Source organism: Actinomycetospora termitidis (assembly GCF_030286555.1).
GTDB classification, from domain to species: domain Bacteria; phylum Actinomycetota; class Actinomycetes; order Mycobacteriales; family Pseudonocardiaceae; genus Actinomycetospora; species Actinomycetospora termitidis.
In genome coordinates this window covers 965,653-984,354 of sequence record NZ_JASVWF010000002.1, presented here as the reverse complement: position 1 = coordinate 984,354, position 18,702 = coordinate 965,653, and the positions used below count along the sequence as shown (strand labels likewise).

The following is an 18,702-nucleotide window of genomic DNA, read 5'->3' as shown; positions in this document are numbered from 1 at the left end:
GGCGCCGCGACCCGGAACGCACGAGAGCCCCGGCCCCGCAGCAGCGGGACCGGGGCTCGTCGTCGGGAAGGCTCAGTTGAAGCTGTCGCCGCAGGCGCAGGACCCGGTGGCGTTCGGGTTGTCGATCGTGAAGCCCTGCTTGTCGATGGTGTCGACGAAGTCGATGGTGGCGCCCTGGACGTACGGCGCGCTCATGCGGTCCACGGCCACCTTGAGGCCGTTGAAGTCGCGGTAGAGGTCGCCGTCGAGGCTGCGGTCGTCGAAGAACAGCTGGTAGCGCAGGCCCGCACAGCCACCGGGCTGCACGGCGATGCGCAGGTGCATGTCGTCACGGCCCTCCTGGTCCAGCAGGGCCTTCGCCTTGCTCGAGGCGGCGTCGCTGAGCTCGACGCCGTGCTCCTCGGTCTTGGTGGGGTTCTCGACGGTCATGGTTCTCCCTGAGCTCCCGATGCGTTTCGCGCCGTGCAACCCCGCCGGGCGGCGGGATGTTCCCGCCCGACGGAGCACCCGCCGTCGGGACGGATCCCGACCGGGGCAGGACGCGGCTCGCCTGCGATCTCCATGGTGTCACATCGACGGCGGACCATCACGTCACGCGGACCCGGGTCCTCCCGGTGTGGTCAGCGGCATGCCCACCCGCCGGAACCGGGGCCCGCGCAGCACCGCCACCGCCGTCACCACGACCATCCACGCGACCTGCCACCCCGTGGACACGACCAGCGCCAGCGGGCCGGTGATCACCACCAGCAGCACCAGGCCGTCCGCGTCCTCCATCCCCGGGAACCCCCTCTCACTCCCGGGGGTCGTCCTCCCCCGGCCGCGGCCCGGGCACCACGGGATCCCCCGGCGTGGGCGGCAGGAGCTCGGGCCGGACGTCGGTCCGACCCCGCCGACCGCCCCAGTGGATCGCGACACCCTCGGCCAACGTGGTGAGGGTGCCCGCCGGATCGGCCATCGACGCCTCCACCGATCCGACGTCTGCCGCAGCGGCGTAGGCCCCGTGGATGCCCGCCTCGAACGCGACCCGGGGCCCGACGTGGACCTGGCCGGCCAGGACGATGCACGGCACCGAGCGGGCCATCGCCGCCGCCGCGAGGGCGGCGAGCGCGGTGTCGCGCAGCGAGCGGAACTCGAGGCTGCCCTCGCCGGTGACGACGAGGTCGGGCAGGTCGTCGGCGCCCGCCGTCTCCAGGGTGTGGGCGGCCTCGCCGATCGGGGACCGCCGGAGCTCGTCGGCGGGGGCCCCGCGGGTCCACCCGTCCGCGATCGCCGCCGCGGCCCGGTCGGCGTCGAGAGTGCCCCGGAAGACGTCCGGCGCGAGGAGCACGCGCATGACGCCTCACCGTAGGGCCCCGGCTGTCCGACCCGCGAGAACCCCGCCCGCGAGGTGTCCGGGCGCGGCGCCGGGTGCCCTATCCTGGTGGGGTGAACTTCCTGCGCCGTGGCTCCTCCACCCCCGACACCGCCGCCGAGGCGGACGAGGTCGAGGCCGAGGACGTCGTCGCGGTCGGCGCGGACCGGCGCCCCCAGACCGCGGGCAAGGGCCGGCCGACGCGGTCGCGCCGCGAGGCCGAGGGTCGCAAGCGGGGCCCGGTGGCACCGGCCCCGAAGACCCAGCGCGAGGCGATGAAGCGCGCGAAGGCCCTGCGCGGCGACAAGACCCAGCGTCGCGAGGCCTCCGCGGAGCGCCGCAAGCGGATGATGGCCGGCGACGACCGGGTGCTCCCGGTGCGCGACCGCGGCCCCGTCCGCGCCTTCGTCCGTGACCTGGTGGACTCCCGCCGGCACCTCATGGGCCTCTTCATGCCGCTGGCGATCCTGATCTTCATCACGGTCGTCGTCCCGGTGCCCGGCATCCAGAACATCGGCAGCCTGCTGTGCCTGTGCATGCTCGCCGCGATGGTCGTCGAGGGCACCCTGCTCGGCCGGCAGATCACCGCCCGGGTGCGGGAGAAGTTCCCCGACGAGGAGATCAAGGGCTTCTCGGTCGGCTGGTACGCCTTCACCCGCGCCACCCAGATCCGCAAGCTCCGCATGCCGGCGCCGCGGGTCTCCCCCGGCACCCCGGTCAGCTGAGCACCCTCGTCCTCGGGGGCACGCGCTCCGGGAAGTCGGCGTACGCCGAGCACCTCCTGCCCGACGCGCCCGCGGTCTACGTCGCCACCGCGCGGCCGGTCGACCCGCACGCCGATCCCGAGTGGGCCGACCGCATCGCGGTGCACCGCCGCCGTCGTCCCGCGGTCTGGGAGACCGTCGAGGACACCGACGGGTTCGCGACGGCGGGTGTGGTCCGGTCGCGCCCCGGACCGGTGCTCGTCGACGACCTCGCGACCTGGGTCACCGGCCTGCTCGACGACGCCGGGTGGGAGCGCGACGCTGCGTCGGTCGAGGCGGCCCGGACCGAGCTGGTGGCGGCCGTCGGGGCGCGGACCGGCCCGCTGGTGCTGGTGTCCGCCGAGGTCGGGCTCGGCGTGGTGCCGTCCACGTCCGCCGGGCGGCGCTTCCGCGACGAGCTCGGGCTGCTCAACGCCGACCTGGCCGCGGTGTGCGACGAGGTGGTCCTGCTCGTCGCGGGCCTGCCACTGCCGCTCAAGGTGGCCTCCGGCTCCGATAGCGTCGCCCCGTAACCGCTCGAAGGGAGCACCCCGAGATGCCGTCGGTGGCACCACCCGACGACGCCGCCCGCGCGGACCTGCGCCGCCACCTCGACGCCCTGCCGCTGCCCACCCACGCGCTGGGCCGCCTCGAGGACGTGGCCGGCTGGCTCGCGGCCTGCCAGGCCCGCTCCCCCGCGCGCCCGCCCGCTGCGCCGCGCGTCGTGCTGTTCGCCGCCGAGCACGGGATCGCGGCGGCCGGGGTGTCCGCGTTCGACGCCGCGGAGACCGGCAAGCGCCTGGCCGCGGTGCGCGAGGGCACCGCCCCGACGAACGCGCTCGCGACGGTCGCCGGTGCCGACCTCCGCGTGGTCGAGGTCGGCGACGGTCCCAGCGGACGCATCGACCGCGAGGACGCGCTCACCGCCGAGGGCCTCCGGGCCGCGCTGGCCGCCGGCGTCGAGGCCGCGGACGCCGCCGTCGACGAGGGCGCCGACCTGCTCGTGCCCGGCGAGCTCGCCGTCGGGATCTCGACGCCGACCGCGGTGCTGGCCGCCGCCCTGTGCGGGCGCGAGCCGGTGGCGGTGGTGGGCCGCGGGTCGGGCATCGACGACGTCACCTGGATGCGCAAGGCCGCCGCGGTGCGCGACGCGCTGCGCCGCACGAAGGCCGTGGGGCGCGACCCGGAGGACCTGCTGCGCGTGGCGGGCGGCGCCGACCTCGCCGCGCTCGTCGGCTTCCTCACCCAGGCCGCCCGCCGTCGGACCCCGGTCCTGCTCGACGGGGCCGCCGTGTGCGTCGCGGCGCTCCTGGCCGACACCCGCTCCCCGGGCGCCCGGGCCTGGTGGCTGGCCGCGACCCGGGACACCGAGCCCGCCCAGGCGCTCGCCCTCGAGATGCTCGGCCACGACCCGCTGCTGCTGCTCGACCTGCGCGCCGGAGCGGCGACCGGGGCCCTCGCGGCGGTCCCGCTCGTGACGATGGCCGCGCGGGTCGCCGCCGGCTCGTGACCGGGGCCGTGGCCGCCGTCCGGCTCGCCCTCTCGCTGTTCAGCGTCGCGCCGGTCCGGGCCTCCGCCTTCGACCGGCGCACGGCGGGCCGCGCGCTCGCCCTCGCCCCGGTCGTGGGCCTGGTGCTCGGTGCGGTCGTCGGCGGCGTCGTGCTCGGCCTGGGCGCGCTCGGGGCGCCCGACCTGGTCGCGGGGGCCGTCGGCGTGGCGGTCGGCGCCGGCCTGACCCGGGGCCTGCACCTCGACGGGCTCGCCGACCTCGCCGACGGGCTGGGCTCCTACGGCTCCCCGGAGCGGATGCTCACCGTCATGAAGGACCCGTCGACGGGGGCGTTCGGGGTGATCACGCTCGTCGTCGTGCTCCTGGCCCAGGCCGCGGCGCTGCCGGCGGTCGGTCCCGTCGGGACCGCGATCGCGTGGGCCGGCGGGCGGGCCGCGTTCACCTGGTGCGCACGACGACGGGTGCCGGCGGCCTCCGAAGGAGGGCTGGGGGCTCTCGTGGCGGGCACGCAGCACCCGGCTGTGCCCGTCGCGTGGCTCGTCGTCCTCGCCGGGGCGGCGGTCCTCGCAGTCCCGGGCCGCCCCTGGCAGGGGCCGCTCGCCCTGGTCATCGCCGCGACGGCCGCCGTGCTCCTGGCCCGGCACGCCGTCCGCCGCCTCGGCGGGGTCAACGGCGACGTGTTCGGCGCCGTGTGCGAGGTCGCCGTCACGGTGGCGCTGATCGGCCTCGCCGCGGGTTAGCCGAGCTTCGCCATCCAGCCGTGGGGGTCGGGTGCCGCGCCGCGCTGGATGTCGGTCAGCCGCTCGCGCAGGCGGGCGGTGACCGGACCGGGCGTCCCGTCGCCGATCTCGAACGACCCGCCGTCGTACTTCACCGACCCGACCGGCGTGATCACGGCGGCCGTACCGCAGGCGAACACCTCGGTGAGGCCGCCGGAGGCGACCTCCTTCTCCCACTCGTCGGTGGAGATGCGGCGTTCGGTGACGGTGGCGCCGTCCTCACGGGCCAGCTCGAGCAGCGACCGGCGCGTGATGCCGGGCAGCAGCGACCCCGAGAGCTCCGGGGTGACGACCTCGTGGTGCCCCTCGGCGTCGGTGAAGACGAAGAACAGGTTCATCCCGCCCATCTCCTCCACCCACCGGTGCTCCAGCGCGTCGAGCCAGACCACCTGGTCGCACCCCTGCGCGGCGGCCTGCGCCTGCGCGGCGAGCGAGGCGGCGTAGTTCCCGCCGCACTTGGCCTCACCGGTGCCGCCGGGCACGGCGCGCACGTAGTCGGTGGACAGCCACACGCTCACCGGCGCGAGCCCGCGCGGGAAGTAGGCGCCCGCCGGGGAGGCGATGAGCAGGTAGAGGTACTCCTCGCTCGGGCGCACGCCCAGCCCCGACGACGAGCCGATCATGAACGGGCGCAGGTAGAGGGACTCCTCACCGCCCGCGGCCGGCACCCAGCGGTGGTCGACCGCGAGGAGCTCGGAGATCGAGGCGAGGAACAGGTCCTCCGGCAGCGGCGGCATGGCGAGGCGCTCCGCCGAGCGCGCCATGCGGGCGGCGTTCGCCCACGGGCGGAACGACGCGATCGACCCGTCGGGCTGCCGGTAGGCCTTGAGCCCCTCGAAGATCGTCTGGCTGTAGTGCAGCACGACCGACGCCGGGTCGATCTGCAGCGGCGCGTAGGGCTCGACGCGCGCGTCGTGCCAGCCACGCGCCGAGTCCCAGCGGATGGTGACCATGTGGTCGGTGAAGAACTTGCCGAACCCGGGGGCGGCCAGTACCTCCGCCACCCGCTCGTCCGTCGCCGGGGAGGGATGCGGGAGAACCTCGAAGGCCGTGCTCGACATGGCGCTCACTCTAAACCGCCCCACCGACGGCCAACACGCCTCGCAGCTCGACGTCGTGCGTCGCGGTCGTCCCCAGTCCGACCGACACGACCGCCGGCGCCCCCTGGGCCCGGCCGCGCACCACGAGCAGGCCCGTGCCGTGGCCGCCGTTCGCGAGCGCGAAGGCGCCGTCGCCGTCGGTCTCGGTCCGCGCGAGCTGGTGGCCGTCGCCGTCCACGAGCGTCAGCACGGCCTCGACCGGCCGGCCCTCGTCGTCGTGCACGCGGCCCGTGAGCAGGGTCCCGACGGCGGGTGCGGGCGACCGTGGCGCGCCGCCGACGTCTCCCGCCGACATCCCCGCCGGCACCACGACGACGGGTCGGTCGGCCCGCGCGAACAGGGCGCGGTCGGCGCTCGGGCGCGCGAGGGCGGCCAGCGGACCGCCGTGCGGGCTCCCGACGACGATGGCGCGCGCGTCCCGCGTGGCGGCGAGCTCGGCCAGCGCCGGGCCGACGGCGTCGTGCGAGGCCACGGGCGGCAGCGACTCGACCCCGACCCGCACGCCGTCGCCGACCAGCGGGGCGACCCGGTCCAGCACCGCCGCGTCCGACCCGACGGCGTCGCCGATCACCGCGTCCTCGGCGACGTGCACCACCAGCAGCGGGGCGTCGACGGTGCGGGCCAGGCGGGCGCCGGTGGCCAGCACGTCCTGCGCGTGCGGGGCGTCGTCGAGGGCCACGAGGACGGGACGGTCGAGCGCGACCGGACCCGACCCGTCGTCGGGAACGGCCTTCTCGTCCGACGAGGTCTCGGCCGCGCGCAGCAGCCGGTGGGCGGTGGCGAGCACCAGCATCCCGACGGCGACGACGACGGCGGCGACCCAGAACGGCGTGTTCGGCAGGAAGGCCTCGGCGAGGAGCCCGGAGACGAAGGGGGCGAGGCCGCCGCCGAGGAAGCGCACGAAGCTGTAGGACGCCGAGGCGACGGGTCGCGGCACGGGCGCGACCGACATGACGGCCTGGGTGACCAGCGTGTTGTTCAGCCCGATCATCGCGCCGGCGACGATCACCGCGCCGATGACGACGCCGGGGGTGTCCTGCCAGATCGCGATCACGAGCAGGTCCACCGCGAGCAGGCCGAGCACGAAGTAGAGGACGCGGACGGTCCCGAAGCGGCGTTCCAGGGCCGGGGCCGCGAACACCGCGAAGATCGCGACGAGCACCCCCCACGCGGTGAAGACGCCGCCGAGGCCGAGCGGGCCGAGGTCGCCCATCGAGTAGGGCGAGTACGCGAGCAGCGTGAAGAAGCCCCAGTTGTAGGCGAAGGCGGTCAGCGCGATCGTCGCGAGACTGCGGTGGCGCAGGGCGGCCAGCGGGGCGAGCAGTGAGATCTTCTCGGCGGGCCTCGGTGTCCGGTCGAGCAGCACGAGCGTCGCGATCAGCGCGACCGCCATGAGCACCGCGACGCCGAAGAACGGCGCCCGCCAGCTCACCGAGCCCAGCAGCCCACCGACCAGGGGCCCGAGCGCGATCCCGACGCCGAGCGCGGTCTCGTAGAGGATGATCGCCCCGGCGAAGCCGCCGGAGGCGCTCGCGACGATCACCGCGAGCGAGGTCGCGATGAACAGCGCGTTGCCCAGCCCCCAGCCCGCGCGGAAGCCGACGATCTCGCCGATCGAGCCGGAGAAGCCCGCGAGGGCGGCGAACACGACGATGATCGCGAGCCCGGTGATCAGCGTGGGCTTCGCGCCGATCCGGCTGGACACCCAGCCGGTGACGAGCATGGCGACCGCGGTGATCAGCAGGTAGCTGGTGAACAGCAGCGAGACCTGGGCGGGCGTCGCGGAGAGCTGCTGGGCCAGCGCCGGGAGGATCGGGTCGACCAGCCCGATGCCCATGAAGGAGATGACGCAGGCGAACGCGACGGCCCACACGGCCTTCGGTTGGCGAAACGGACTCGCCGGGGCATCGTGGGACATGCCTTTAGTTGTACTGCGCTAAGTAAAGCGGTGTCGATGACTCGACGGTCACAGCTGCGCGAAGCGCTCGTAGGCGGGCCAGTCGCGCAGGTTGACCTGGTCGCACTCCAGGGCCATCGCGTCGATCTCGTCGGGTGACGCTCCACGGGCGAGGCACTCCGCCAGACGGCGGAAGTACTCCTCGCGCGGCGCGCCGGGGACGAACAGGATGAGGAAGCGGGCGGGCTCGTCGCCGACCGCCCCGAAGGCGTGCACGCCGTTCACCGGCACGTGCGCGAAGTCGCCGCTGCCGAGCACCTGCCAGTCCTCGCCGCTCATCACCGCGAGGCGCCCGGAGATCACCCAGAACGACTCCGAGAACCCGCGGTGGTAGTGCGGGACCGCCCCGACGCGGCCCGGCGCGGCCGCCGACTCGAAGAGCCCGAAGCCGCCGCCGACGACGTCGCCGGGTGCGGTGAACCGGGCCGGCCCGGCCACCTCGACCTCGTCGCGGAAGCGGTAGAGGCCCGGCTCGGCGTCGGGCACCGTCGGGAAGCTCATCGGCGGATCACCTCACGTGCGAGGGGACGAAGGGCGGCGCGACGACCTCGCACTCCAGGGGGCGGCCCCGGACGTCGACGCTGACGACGTCACCCTCGGACAGGCCGGCCGCGGTGTCGAGCAGGGCGAGGGCGATCCCCTTCTTCAGCGTCGGGGAGAAGGTGCCCGACGTGGTCTCGCCGACCGGCGTCCCGCCGAGCTGGACGGTCATGTGGGCGCGCGGGACGCCGCGCCCGGACGCCTTCAGGCCCCACGCCCGGCGCCGGGGCCCCTGCTCGCGCTCGGCCAGCAGCGCCTCGCGCCCCCAGAACTCGTCCTTCTTCCACCCCACGGCGAAGCCGCAGCGCGCCTGGTTCGGGGTGATCTCCGGGCCGAGGTCCTGGCCGTGCAGCGGCAGGCCGGCCTCGGTGCGCAGGGTGTCGCGGGCGCCGAGACCCGCGGGCAGCCCGCCGCGCTCGGCGACGACGGCGGCCAGCGCGTCCCACAGCGTCTCCGCGACCTCCGCGGGCGCGATCAGCTCGTAGCCGTGCTCGCCGGTGTAGCCCGTGCGGCAGACCCGGATCTCCCGGTCGTCCCAGGAGCTGTCGACGAAGGCCATGTAGTCCAGGTCGACGTCCCCGGTGTCGGGGAGCACGCCGGTCTCGGCCAGGACGGCTCGCGACGACGGGCCCTGGACGGCGAGCACGACGTGCGCGTCGTGCTCGTCGGACACCGTGATGCCCGCGGGCGCGACCTCCGCGAGCTTCCGCCCGACGCCGGCGGAGTTCGCGGCGTTCGGGACGGCGAACACCTCGTCGTCGCCGACCAGGTACAGGATGAGGTCGTCGACGACCCCGCCGTCGTCCGCGCAGCACAGCGTGTACTGCGCCTTGCCCGGGACGATGCGACCGAGGTCGTTGGTCAGGCAGCGGTCGACGAAGGACGCGGCGCCGTCGCCGGTGATCCGGACCTTGCCCAGGTGGCTCACGTCGAACAGGCCCACGGCCTCGCGCGTCGCGGTGTGCTCGGCGACCGTCCCGGAGTACTGGACCGGCATCTCCCACCCGCCGAACGGCGCGAACGTGGCGCCGAGCGCCTCGTGGCGGGCGTGCAGGGGGCTCCGCTTCAGATCGGTCACGGGTCCGGGACCGTACGGCACGGCGCACTGTCGGGGGGTCGTCCTAGCATGCGGTCACACCATCCCCGATCACCGACGGACCCGGAGGCACCCCGACCGTGAGCACCCCGCCCGAGCTCGAGATCAGCGACGCCGCGGCGGCCGCCGCGGTCGTGGACGTCCTCGTGGTCGGCATGCGGCCCGGCGTCGCGCCGGGCGACGAGGACGCGGCCGGCGACGAGCCGGTCGTGCCCGTGCTCGTCGACGTCCAGGGCGTGGAGAGCGCGTTCGGGGGCGAGCTGGCCGCGCTGCTCGCGCTGACGGGGGCCACCGGCAAGGCCGAGGAGGTCGTGAAGATCCCGACGCGGGGCGCGATCACCGCTCCCCTGCTGCTCGCGGTCGGGCTCGGACCGGAGTCGCCGCCCGCGGGCCTGCAGGGCGCACCGGACCTCGCCGAGCAGGTGCGCCGGGCCTCCGGTGCCGCCGCGCGGGCGCTGCCGCGCGCCGCGACCACCGTCGGCACCACGCTCTCCGGGCTCGACCTCGCGGCCGCGGTGGAGGGCACCGTGCTCGGCGCCTACTCCTTCACCGAGTACCGCTCGGCCGACGACGAGCCGACCCGGTCGGTGTACTTCCTCGGCGCGCCCGGCGGCAGCGGCGGGGCGCCCGAGCGGGAGCGCGCGGTGCTCGCCGACGCCGCGATGACCGCCCGGGCGGTCTGCGCGGCACGTGATCTGATCAACACCCCGCCGAACGACCTGTACCCGGCCGAGTTCGCCCGCCGGGCCGGCGAGCTGGCCGGGACCGTCGGGGTCGGCGTGGAGGTCCTCGACGAGTCGCAGCTCGCCGAGGGCGGCTACGGCGGCGTGCTGGGCGTCGGCGGCGGCTCCTCGCGGCCGCCGCGGCTGGTCCGGCTGACCCACACCCACCCGGACGCCACGCGCACCGTGGCCCTCGTCGGCAAGGGCATCACGTTCGACACCGGCGGCATCTCGATCAAGCCGGCCGCGAACATGGACCACATGACCTCGGACATGTCCGGGGCGGCGTGCGTCGTGGCCACCGTCTGCCTGGCCGCGGAGCTGGGCCTCGCGGTGAACGTCACCGCGACGGTGCCGATGGCCGAGAACATGCCCTCGGGCACCGCGTACCGGCCGGGCGACGTGCTGACGATGTACGGCGGGAAGACCGTCGAGGTCCTCAACACCGACGCCGAGGGCCGGCTGATCCTGGCCGACGCGATCGTGCGCGCGTGCGAGGACCACCCGGACTACCTCGTCGAGACCTCCACCCTGACCGGCGCGCAGACCGTCGCGCTCGGTGCGCGCACCGCCGGGGTGATGGGCGCCGAGGCGTTCCGCGACCGGGTGACGCTGGCCGCGACGTCCGTGGGCGAGGGCGCCTGGTCGATGCCGCTGCCCGAGGAGCTGCGCGGCGACCTGGACTCCCGGGTCGCCGACATCGCCAACGTCACCAACCACCGCTTCGGCGGGATGCTCGCGGCGGGGCTGTTCCTGCGCGAGTTCGTCGCCGAGGGCGTGCCGTGGGCGCACGTCGACGTCGCGGGGCCCGCCTTCAACACCGGCGGCCCGCACGGCTACACGCCGCGCGGCGGCACCGGGATGCCGGTGCGCACCCTCACCGCCGTCCTGTCCGAGGTGGCCCGGGAGGGCTGAGACGATCACCTCGTCGAACGGTTTGCCCGCGGTGGAAGGATGGAGAGCGGGAAGACCGCACGTCACACGCCGACGCGGGAGAAGTGAGTTGAGCGAGAGCGACACCTACGACGTCCTCATCCTGGGCGGGGGCTCGGGCGGTTACGCCTGCGCGCTGCGCGCGGCGCAACTGGGCCTCTCGGTCGCCCTCGTGGAGCAGGACAAGCTCGGGGGCACCTGCCTGCACCGGGGCTGCATCCCGACCAAGGCGCTGCTGCACGCCGCCGAGGTCGCCGACAACGCCCGCGAGGGCGAGGAGATCGGCGTCAAGAGCTCCTTGTCGGGCATCGACATGTCCGGGGTGAACTCCTACAAGGACGGCGTCGTCTCGAAGCTGTACAAGGGCCTGCAGGGGCTGATCAAGTCCCGCAAGGTGACGATGATCGAGGGCCACGGCCGGCTCGTCGGGCAGGACACCGTCGAGGTCGACGGCCAGCGCTACACCGGCCGGAACGTCGTCCTCGCGTCCGGCTCGTACTCCAAGACCCTGCCCGGCCTCGAGCTCGGCGGTCGGGTGATCACCTCCACGGAGGCGATCAACCTGGACTACGTGCCCCAGCGGGTCGTGGTGCTCGGCGGCGGGGTCATCGGCTGCGAGTTCGCGAGCGTCTGGAAGTCCTTCGGCTCCGAGGTCACGATCGTCGAGGCGCTGCCCCACCTGGTGCCCAACGAGGACGAGTTCCTCTCCAAGTCCCTCGAGCGCCAGTTCCGCAAGCGCAAGATCGCCTTCAAGATCGGCACGAAGTTCACCGGCGTCGAGCAGTCCGCGGACGCGGTGACGATCAGCCTGGAGAACGGCGAGCAGATCGAGGCCGACCTGCTGCTGGTCGCGGTCGGCCGCGGCCCGAACACCGCCGACCTCGGCTACGAGGAGCAGGGCGTCACCCTCGACCGCGGGTTCGTGCGCACCGACGAGCGGCTGCGCACCGGGGTCGGGTCGGTCTACGCGGTCGGCGACATCGTCCCGGGCCTGCAGCTCGCGCACCGCGGGTTCCAGCAGGGCATCTTCGTCGCCGAGGAGATCGCCGGGCTCAACCCGCCGGTGATCGACGAGAAGGGCATCCCGCGGGTCACCTACTGCGAGCCCGAGATCGCGTCGGTGGGTCTGACCGAGGCCCAGGCCAAGGAGGCCTACGGCGAGGTGGCGACGATGACCTACGACCTCGCCGGCAACGGCAAGTCGCAGATCCTGCGCACCGCCGGGGCGATCAAGCTGGTCAAGGGCGGCACGGGCGACGACTCGCCCGTGGTCGGCGTGCACATGATCGGCGCCCGCATCGGCGAGCTCGTCGGCGAGGCGCAGCTGGTCTACAACTGGGAGGCTCTCCCGGTCGAGGTCGCGAACCTGATCCACGCGCACCCGACGCAGAACGAGGCCTTCGGCGAGGCGCACCTGGCGCTGGCCGGCAAGCCCCTGCACGCGCACGGCTGACCCGCCCACCACGCCTGACAAGGAGTACCGAGCACGATGGCCTACACCGTCCAGATGCCTGCTCTCGGCGAGAGCGTCACCGAGGGCACCATCACCCGGTGGCTGAAGCAGGAGGGCGACCACGTCGAGGTCGACGAGCCCCTGCTGGAGGTGTCGACGGACAAGGTCGACACCGAGATCCCCTCGCCGCAGGCGGGTGTCCTCGAGCGCATCGTCGCGAACGAGGACGACACCGTGGAGATCGGCGGCGACCTCGCCGTGATCGGTGACGGGTCCGGCGGCGGTGGCGACTCCGGAGGCTCCGCGGGCGGGCAGGCCGAGGAACAGGCCGCGCCGGAGCCCGAGCCGGAATCCGAGCCCGAGCCCGAGCCGCAGCAGGCCGAGCCCGAGCCGCAGCCGGCCGCGCAGTCGTCGGGCGGCAGCTCCGGTGGGTCCGGCTCGTCGGGTGGCTCGGGCACGACCATCGAGATGCCGGCGCTGGGCGAGTCGGTGACCGAGGGCACGATCACCCGCTGGCTCAAGCAGGTCGGCGACTCCGTCGAGGTCGACGAGCCGCTGCTCGAGGTCTCGACGGACAAGGTCGACACCGAGATCCCCTCGCCGGTCGCGGGCACGCTGCTCGAGATCCGGGCGAACGAGGACGACACCGTCGAGGTCGGCGGCGCGCTCGCCGTCGTCGGCGACGGGTCCGGGGCGTCCTCCTCCGGCGGCGGGTCCGCGCCGGCCGAGGCCCCGTCGCAGCCGGAGCCCGAGCCGCAGCAGGAGCAGCAGCAGCCGGAGCCCGCGGCGCAGCCCGCCGCCTCGGACGGCTCGAACACGGCCGAGAGCTCGGGCGGCGCGGTGGCCGCGTCCGGCGCCGACGACTACGTCTCGCACGAGACCGAGCAGCCGGCCGGGGCGAGCGGCCCCGCGAACGCCGGGGCGCTGCAGTCCGGCGGGGCACCGTCGAACGGCACCGGCGGCGGCGAGGCGGCCGGATCTCCGTACGTCACGCCGCTGGTGCGCAAGCTCGCCCAGGAGCGTGGGATCGACCTGTCGTCGGTCTCGGGCACCGGGGTCGGCGGTCGGATCCGCAAGCAGGACGTCGTCGCCGCGGCGGACGAGGCCGACCAGGCCAAGCAGCGGCAGGCCTCGGCCGCGCCGTCGGCGGGTCAGTCGGCCGCGACCCCGGCCGACGGCTCGCAGGGCGCGGTGCACGGCGGCGAGGTGCAGAAGCCGGCCGACGCCGGGGCGAGCATCCCGAAGCCCGACGAGTCCGGCCTCCGCGGCACCACGCAGAAGCTCTCGCGGCGCCGGGCCACCATCGCCAAGCGCATGGTGGAGTCGCTGCAGACCTCCGCGCAGCTCACGACGGTCGTCGAGGCCGACGTCACCCGGATCGCGCGCCTGCGCGACCGGGCGAAGGCCGACTTCGAGCGCCGCGAGGGCGTGAAGCTGTCGTTCCTGCCGTTCATGGCGCTGGCCACGGTCGAGGCGCTGAAGGCGCATCCGCAGGTCAACTCGCAGATCGACACCGAGAAGGGCGAGGTCACCTACCACGGCTCCGAGCACCTCGGGATCGCCGTGGACTCCCCCGCCGGGCTGATCGTGCCGGTCATCCACGACGCCGGGGACCTCAACCTCGGCGGGCTGGCCCGCAAGATCGCCGACGTCGCCCAGCGGACCCGGGACAACAAGATCTCCCCGGACGAGCTCTCCGGCGGCACGTTCACGATCACCAACACCGGCTCGCGCGGCGCGCTGATCGACACCCCGATCATCAACCAGCCGCAGGTCGGCATCCTCGGCACCGGGGCCGTCGTCAAGAAGCCGGTCGTGGTCACCGACAGCGAGGGCGGCGAGTCGATCGCGATCCGGTCGACGCTCTACCTCTGCCTGTCCTACGACCACCGGATCGTCGACGGCGCCGACGCCGCCCGGTTCCTGGGTTCGGTGAAGGCACGCCTGGAGGCGGGCGCGTTCGAGGCGGACCTCGGGCTCGTCTAGCTCCCGGGCCACGGTTCGACCGAAGGGCCCCTTCGCGCTAATAGATCGCGCGAAGGGGCCCTTCGCTCGTTCCGGCGAGGGGCGGCCGCACCTGGTGAAGGGCGCCCACGGCCCGTCTACCCGACCGAGGGGGCCCCTCGCTCGACATCGGCGGCGCACCGCGACGAACCCGCCGGACGAACCGGACAGCGTTCCCGGGTCGCGCGGCCGCAGCGACTCCGCGACGATCACTCCCATGCGCGTCGTCATCTCCGGTTCGTCCGGACTCATCGGCACCGCCCTGGTGCCCCACCTGCGCGGTCGGGGCCACGAGGTGATCCGCCTGGTGCGGCGCACCCCGCAGGCTCCCGACGAGCGGGGTTGGGACCCGCCGTCGGGACGGATCGACGACGGGGCCCTCGACGGTGCCGATGCCGTGATCAACCTGTCCGGCGCCGGGATCGGCGACAAGCGCTGGTCGGGCGCACGCAAGCAGGAGCTGCGCGACAGCCGCACGATCCCCACCGACGTGCTGGCCCGCGCCGTCGCGGCGCACGGCATCCCGGTGCTGGTCAGCGGGTCGGCGGTCGGGTTCTACGGCGACACCGGCCAGGTCGCGGTCGACGAGACCGGGGCGCGCGGCCGGGGCTTCCTCGCCGACCTGTGCCGCGACTGGGAGAACGCCGCGGCGCCCGCGACGGAGGCCGGCGCCCGCGTCGTGACGATCCGCACCGGGCTCGTGCTCTCCCACTCGGGCGGGCTGATGGGCCGCATCAAGCCGATCTTCCAGTTCGGCCTGGGCGGCAAGCTCGGCTCCGGCGAGCAGTACTGGCCGTGGATCTCGCTGGACGACGAGGTCGGCGCGATCACCCACGCCCTCGAGCACGACACGGTCTCCGGCCCGCTGAACGCGACCGGTCCCGCGCCCGTGACCAACGCCGAGTTCACCCGCGTGCTGGCCTCGACGATGCACCGGCCGGCGCCGTGGCTCGTCCCGGGCTTCGCGATGCGCGCGGTGCTCGGGGAGTTCGCCGACGAGGGCGTCCTGGTCAGCCAGCGGGTGATGCCCGGTGTGCTCGAGGAGCAGGGCTACACGTTCCAGCACCAGACCCTGCAGGCCGCACTGTCCGCGGTGCTGGAATGAGCCTGCCCGACCGGGTCGACGTCCTCGTCGTCGGTGCGGGCCTCGCGGGTCTGAACGCCGCCCGGACGGTGGCGCGCTCCGGGCGCTCGGTGCTGGTGTGCGAGGCCTCGGACGGCGTCGGCGGGCGGGTACGCACGGACGTGGTCGACGGCTTCCTGGTCGACCGCGGGTTCCAGATCCTCAACACCTCCTACCCGGCCCTGAAGGCCGCGGTGGACCTCTCCGCGCTCGACCTCCACCCGTTCGTCCCCGGCGCCGCGGTGCGCACGGAGGACGGGACGCTGCACCGCGTCGCCCGCCGGCCCACGTGGCTGCCCCGCACGGCGCTGACCCGGCTGATCTCGCTGCGCGGCAAGCTCGGGATCGCGGGCTTCACGGCCCGGTCGGTGCTCGTCCCGCCGCAGCGCCAGGCCGCCGCCCCGGAGCGCCCGGCCGCCGAGGACCTCGCGCGATTCGGACTGCGCGACGCGGACGTCGACCGCTTCCTGCGCCCGTTCCTGTCCGGGGTGCTCGGCGACGGCGACCTGCGGACGTCCTCCCGGGTCGTCTCCCTGTTCTGGCGCACCTTCGCGCTCGGCGACCTGACCCTGCCGGGCCGCGGGATCGGGGCGATGACCACCCACCTCGCCGCGCGGCTGCCGGCCGGCACGGTGCGGCTGGAGACACCGGTCCGCGAGGTCGCACCCGGCCGGGTCGTGACCGACGACGGGCCGGTGCGGGCCGGTGCGGTGATCGTGGCCACCGAGGGCACCGACGCCGCGGCGCTGCTCGGCGGGCGGGTCGAGGCGCCCCGGCCGTTCGCGCTGACCAGCCACTACCACGTCACCGACACACCCCCGACCCGCCGCGGGCTGCTCCACCTCGACGGCACGGGCGGCCCGATCGTCAACACGATGGTCCTGACGGCGGCCGTGCCCTCGTACTCGCCGGACCACCGGCACCTCGTGGTGTCGACGGTGCTCGGCGACGAGCCCCTGCCCGAACCCCGGCTCCGCGCGGAGCTGGAGCGCATCTGGGGCGTGGGCACCGCGCACTGGGAGCACCTCGCCACCCGCGCGATCCCGCACGCCCTCCCGCCCGCCCTGCCTCCGACCCCGTCGGGGCTGCGGCGTCCGGTGGACCTCGGCGAGGGGTTGTTCGTGGCGGGCGACCACCGCGACACCCCCTCGGTGCAGGGTGCGCTGGTCTCCGGGCGTCGCACCGCACAGGCGGCGCTGGCGTCCCTGGGCTGACTCGCCGGAGTAGCGTCGGACTCATGGGGTCCCACCGCGCGAGTAGCGAGCCGATGCAGGTCACGGACCTGGGCACCGTCGAGTACACCGTCGCGTGGGACCAGCAGCGCGCCCACCACGCCGCGCGGGTGGACGGCACCGGACCCGACGTCCTGATGCTGCTCGAGCACCCGAGCGTCTACACCGCGGGCAAGCGGACCCAGCCCGAGGACCGGCCGGCCGACGGCACCCCCGTCGTCGATGTCGACCGCGGCGGCCGCATCACCTGGCACGGGCCGGGCCAGCTGGTCGGCTACCCGATCCTGCAGCTGGCCCAGCCCTACGACGTCGTCGACCACGTGCGGCGGCTCGAGGAGGCCCTCATCGCGGTGTGCGCGGGCTTCGGTCTGGAGACCGGACGTGTGGAGGGCCGCTCGGGGGTCTGGCTGGCGGCCGCCCCGGGCCGTCCGGAGCGCAAGATCGCCGCGATCGGCGTGCGGGTCAGCCGCGGCACGACGCTGCACGGGTTCGCGCTGAACGCCGACCCGGACCTCGCCGCGTTCGGCGCCATCGTCCCGTGCGGGATCGCCGACGCGGGGGTCACGAGCCTGACCGCCGAGCTCGGTCGTCGGGTCGGGGTCGACGAGGTCCGTGCCCCCGTTCGGGACGCCGTCCTGGCCGCCTTCTCCGGCGAACTGCCGGTGAGTGAGCACCAGCTGGTCCGTCCGGAGGTCACGGATACGCTGAAAGTTGGCAACGTCGCCGTTCAGATGCTGTGACCTGATCACCGTCGGTCAGATTTCGGTGACCGTTCGTCGCGATCCGTGTCCAGCAATCGCTGTGCGCGTCGAGACCGCGACGGACGGTCGAGTCATGTCCCCCCACGAGCACTCCTTCCCGACGACGGGGCCCGGGCGCACGGCGGCCGGACTCCTCGCCGCTCTCGTCGCCGCAGGTCTGGCCCTCCTGGCCCCGAGCGCGTCCGCGGCACCGGCCCCCACCGCCGTGACCCCGACCCAGGCGGCCCAGCTCACGCAGGTCGTCGCGCTGACCAACCAGTACCGCCAGCAGGCCGGATGCAGGCCGCTGACCCGGGACGCGCGCGCCGAGAAGTCCGCCCAGGCGCACGCGGACTGGATGAACACCACCGGCACCTTCTCGCACACCGGCGTGAACGGTTCGAGCTTCGTCGACCGCATGAAGGCCGCCGGCTACCCGAGCCCGGGCGGGGAGAACATCGCCCAGGGCCAGCGCGACGCGGCCGCCGTCATGACGGCCTGGATGAACTCGCCCGGCCACCGCGCGAACATCCTCAACTGCCGGTTCACCACGATCGGTGTCGGTCTGGCCGGCACGAAGAACTACTGGGTGCAGAACTTCGGGTACTGATCCGAGACTGCGCCGAACGGCCGTACCACTCGACGACCGCGCTGCTCCGGCGCGCCGTTCGTCGTCCCCGACCGCCCGTGACCTTCCCGTGACCTGGCCTCGTGCAGCAGGTTCGACGCCGTGGGTCATCACCGCACCGGACCGCCACCCCGCCGCCGACTCGCGCTCGGCGCCGGGGTGGCCGTCGTCGTGCTGGGCCTGGTCGTCGCCGTCCTCGCCCTGCGGCCCGCCGCGAACGAGGCGGACGAGGCCGTGCAGGACGCGGGCGCCGCCGCCGTCCTGCCGCGGCTCGCCCCGTCCGTCCCCCTGCCGCTCGCCGTCGTGCCGCCCGTGCCCCTGCCGGACGCCGCACCGGCCACGACGACCACCACCACGACTCGGACGACCACCACCACGACCACGTCCCGGCGCACCACCACGCGCGCCGCGGTCCCGGCCGCCGCGAGCGGACCGGCCGGCCGGGTGCTGGCGCTCGTCAATGCCGCCCGCGCCGACGCCGGGTGCGGACCGGTCGCCCGCAACGGCGCCCTCGACCGCGCCGCGGCCGACTACGCGGCCCTCATGGCGCGCAGCGGGACGTTCTCGCACACCGGCCCGGACGGGTCCGAGTTCTCCGACCGGGTGCGCGCCGCCGGCTACGACTCCCCGGGCGGCGAGAACATCGCCCGGGGCCAGAGCAGCGCCGACGAGGTGATGGACGACTGGATGAACTCCCCCGGGCACCGGCGGAACATCCTGGACTGCTCGTTCCGCACCCTCGGCGTCGGCGAGTCCGACGACCACTGGGTGCAGGAGTTCGGGCGGTGACC

At 74.7% G+C, this 18,702-nt stretch carries 19 protein-coding genes; 12 read left to right on the top strand and 7 right to left on the bottom strand.

Features of this window, described 5'->3' with window-relative positions:
• Nucleotides 1–72: 72 nt before the first annotated feature.
• From QRT03_RS12755 to QRT03_RS12745, 3 genes are all read right to left on the bottom strand, one after another.
• Nucleotides 73–429: a HesB/IscA family protein gene (locus QRT03_RS12755; RefSeq protein WP_286053199.1), complete on the bottom strand. Its 357-nt coding sequence runs from the start codon at nucleotides 427–429 to the stop codon at nucleotides 73–75.
• Between the two features lie 162 nt (nucleotides 430–591).
• Nucleotides 592–774 carry a hypothetical protein gene (locus tag QRT03_RS12750; protein WP_286053198.1) on the bottom strand — a complete coding sequence of 61 codons (183 nt, stop codon included), beginning with the start codon at nucleotides 772–774 and terminating at the stop codon, nucleotides 592–594.
• Nucleotides 775–790: 16 nt separating this feature from the next.
• Nucleotides 791–1,333 (bottom strand): glycerate kinase, encoded by a 543-nt coding sequence (locus QRT03_RS12745; protein WP_286053197.1) that lies wholly within the window; start codon nucleotides 1,331–1,333, stop codon nucleotides 791–793.
• Nucleotides 1,334–1,425: 92 nt separating this feature from the next.
• Between QRT03_RS12745 and QRT03_RS12740 the strand changes: the two genes are divergently transcribed.
• The 4 genes from QRT03_RS12740 to cobS are packed head-to-tail and all read left to right on the top strand — an operon-like array spanning nucleotide 1,426 to nucleotide 4,344.
• Nucleotides 1,426–2,076, top strand: a complete 651-nt coding sequence (locus tag QRT03_RS12740; RefSeq protein ID WP_286053196.1) for a DUF3043 domain-containing protein — start codon at nucleotides 1,426–1,428, stop codon at nucleotides 2,074–2,076.
• Complete coding sequence (locus QRT03_RS12735) at nucleotides 1,992–2,627, top strand: bifunctional adenosylcobinamide kinase/adenosylcobinamide-phosphate guanylyltransferase (RefSeq protein WP_345783249.1); 636 nt, start codon at nucleotides 1,992–1,994, stop codon at nucleotides 2,625–2,627. The genes QRT03_RS12740 and QRT03_RS12735 overlap by 85 nt, the downstream gene beginning before the upstream one ends.
• 32 nt (nucleotides 2,628–2,659) lie before the next feature.
• Complete coding sequence (locus QRT03_RS12730; RefSeq protein WP_286053195.1) at nucleotides 2,660–3,604, top strand: nicotinate-nucleotide--dimethylbenzimidazole phosphoribosyltransferase; 945 nt, start codon at nucleotides 2,660–2,662, stop codon at nucleotides 3,602–3,604.
• Nucleotides 3,601–4,344: an adenosylcobinamide-GDP ribazoletransferase gene (gene cobS / locus QRT03_RS12725; RefSeq protein WP_286053194.1), complete on the top strand. Its 744-nt coding sequence runs from the start codon at nucleotides 3,601–3,603 to the stop codon at nucleotides 4,342–4,344. Before QRT03_RS12730 ends, cobS begins: the two co-directional genes overlap by 4 nt.
• On the opposite strand, the gene QRT03_RS12720 is transcribed toward cobS, so the two are convergent.
• The 4 genes from QRT03_RS12720 to gcvT all read right to left on the bottom strand — a co-directional run bounded on the left by QRT03_RS12720 (nucleotide 4,341) and on the right by gcvT (nucleotide 9,058).
• Nucleotides 4,341–5,444, bottom strand: coding sequence for a branched-chain amino acid aminotransferase (locus QRT03_RS12720; RefSeq protein WP_286053193.1), 1,104 nt, complete (start codon nucleotides 5,442–5,444; stop codon nucleotides 4,341–4,343). The two genes, cobS and QRT03_RS12720, sit on opposite strands and share 4 nt — an antisense overlap.
• Nucleotides 5,445–5,454: 10 nt before the next feature.
• On the bottom strand, nucleotides 5,455–7,356 hold the full coding sequence (locus QRT03_RS12715) for an MFS transporter (RefSeq protein WP_286053192.1): 1,902 nt from the start codon (nucleotides 7,354–7,356) through the stop codon (nucleotides 5,455–5,457).
• A 93-nt stretch (nucleotides 7,357–7,449) separates the two neighbouring features.
• Nucleotides 7,450–7,941 carry a cupin domain-containing protein gene (locus tag QRT03_RS12710; protein WP_286053191.1) on the bottom strand — a complete coding sequence of 164 codons (492 nt, stop codon included), beginning with the start codon at nucleotides 7,939–7,941 and terminating at the stop codon, nucleotides 7,450–7,452.
• A 7-nt stretch (nucleotides 7,942–7,948) separates the two neighbouring features.
• Nucleotides 7,949–9,058: a glycine cleavage system aminomethyltransferase GcvT gene (gcvT, locus tag QRT03_RS12705; protein WP_286053190.1), complete on the bottom strand. Its 1,110-nt coding sequence runs from the start codon at nucleotides 9,056–9,058 to the stop codon at nucleotides 7,949–7,951.
• Between the two features lie 98 nt (nucleotides 9,059–9,156).
• On the opposite strand from gcvT, the gene QRT03_RS12700 reads away from it, so the two are divergent.
• From QRT03_RS12700 to QRT03_RS12665, 8 genes are all read left to right on the top strand, one after another.
• On the top strand, nucleotides 9,157–10,713 hold the full coding sequence (locus QRT03_RS12700) for a leucyl aminopeptidase (protein ID WP_286053189.1): 1,557 nt from the start codon (nucleotides 9,157–9,159) through the stop codon (nucleotides 10,711–10,713).
• Between the two features lie 88 nt (nucleotides 10,714–10,801).
• Nucleotides 10,802–12,184, top strand: a complete 1,383-nt coding sequence (lpdA, locus tag QRT03_RS12695) for a dihydrolipoyl dehydrogenase (RefSeq protein ID WP_286053188.1) — start codon at nucleotides 10,802–10,804, stop codon at nucleotides 12,182–12,184.
• A gap of 36 nt (nucleotides 12,185–12,220) precedes the next feature.
• Complete coding sequence (sucB, locus tag QRT03_RS12690) at nucleotides 12,221–14,170, top strand: 2-oxoglutarate dehydrogenase, E2 component, dihydrolipoamide succinyltransferase (RefSeq protein ID WP_286053187.1); 1,950 nt, start codon at nucleotides 12,221–12,223, stop codon at nucleotides 14,168–14,170.
• A 235-nt stretch (nucleotides 14,171–14,405) separates the two neighbouring features.
• A complete protein-coding gene (locus tag QRT03_RS12685; protein WP_286053186.1) occupies nucleotides 14,406–15,293 on the top strand; it encodes a TIGR01777 family oxidoreductase in 888 nt (295 codons plus the stop codon).
• The gene (locus QRT03_RS12680; RefSeq protein WP_286053185.1) at nucleotides 15,290–16,525 is read left to right on the top strand and encodes an NAD(P)/FAD-dependent oxidoreductase; all 1,236 of its coding nucleotides are present in this window, start codon (nucleotides 15,290–15,292) and stop codon (nucleotides 16,523–16,525) included. The genes QRT03_RS12685 and QRT03_RS12680 overlap by 4 nt, the downstream gene beginning before the upstream one ends.
• Before the next feature lie 23 nt (nucleotides 16,526–16,548).
• Nucleotides 16,549–17,283 carry a lipoyl(octanoyl) transferase LipB gene (lipB, locus tag QRT03_RS12675; protein ID WP_286053184.1) on the top strand — a complete coding sequence of 245 codons (735 nt, stop codon included), beginning with the start codon at nucleotides 16,549–16,551 and terminating at the stop codon, nucleotides 17,281–17,283.
• Nucleotides 17,284–17,377: 94 nt separating this feature from the next.
• A complete protein-coding gene (locus QRT03_RS12670) occupies nucleotides 17,378–17,893 on the top strand; it encodes a CAP domain-containing protein (RefSeq protein WP_286053183.1) in 516 nt (171 codons plus the stop codon).
• Nucleotides 17,894–18,013: 120 nt separating this feature from the next.
• Nucleotides 18,014–18,700 (top strand): CAP domain-containing protein, encoded by a 687-nt coding sequence (locus tag QRT03_RS12665; RefSeq protein WP_286053182.1) that lies wholly within the window; start codon nucleotides 18,014–18,016, stop codon nucleotides 18,698–18,700.
• Nucleotides 18,701–18,702 lie beyond the last annotated feature (2 nt).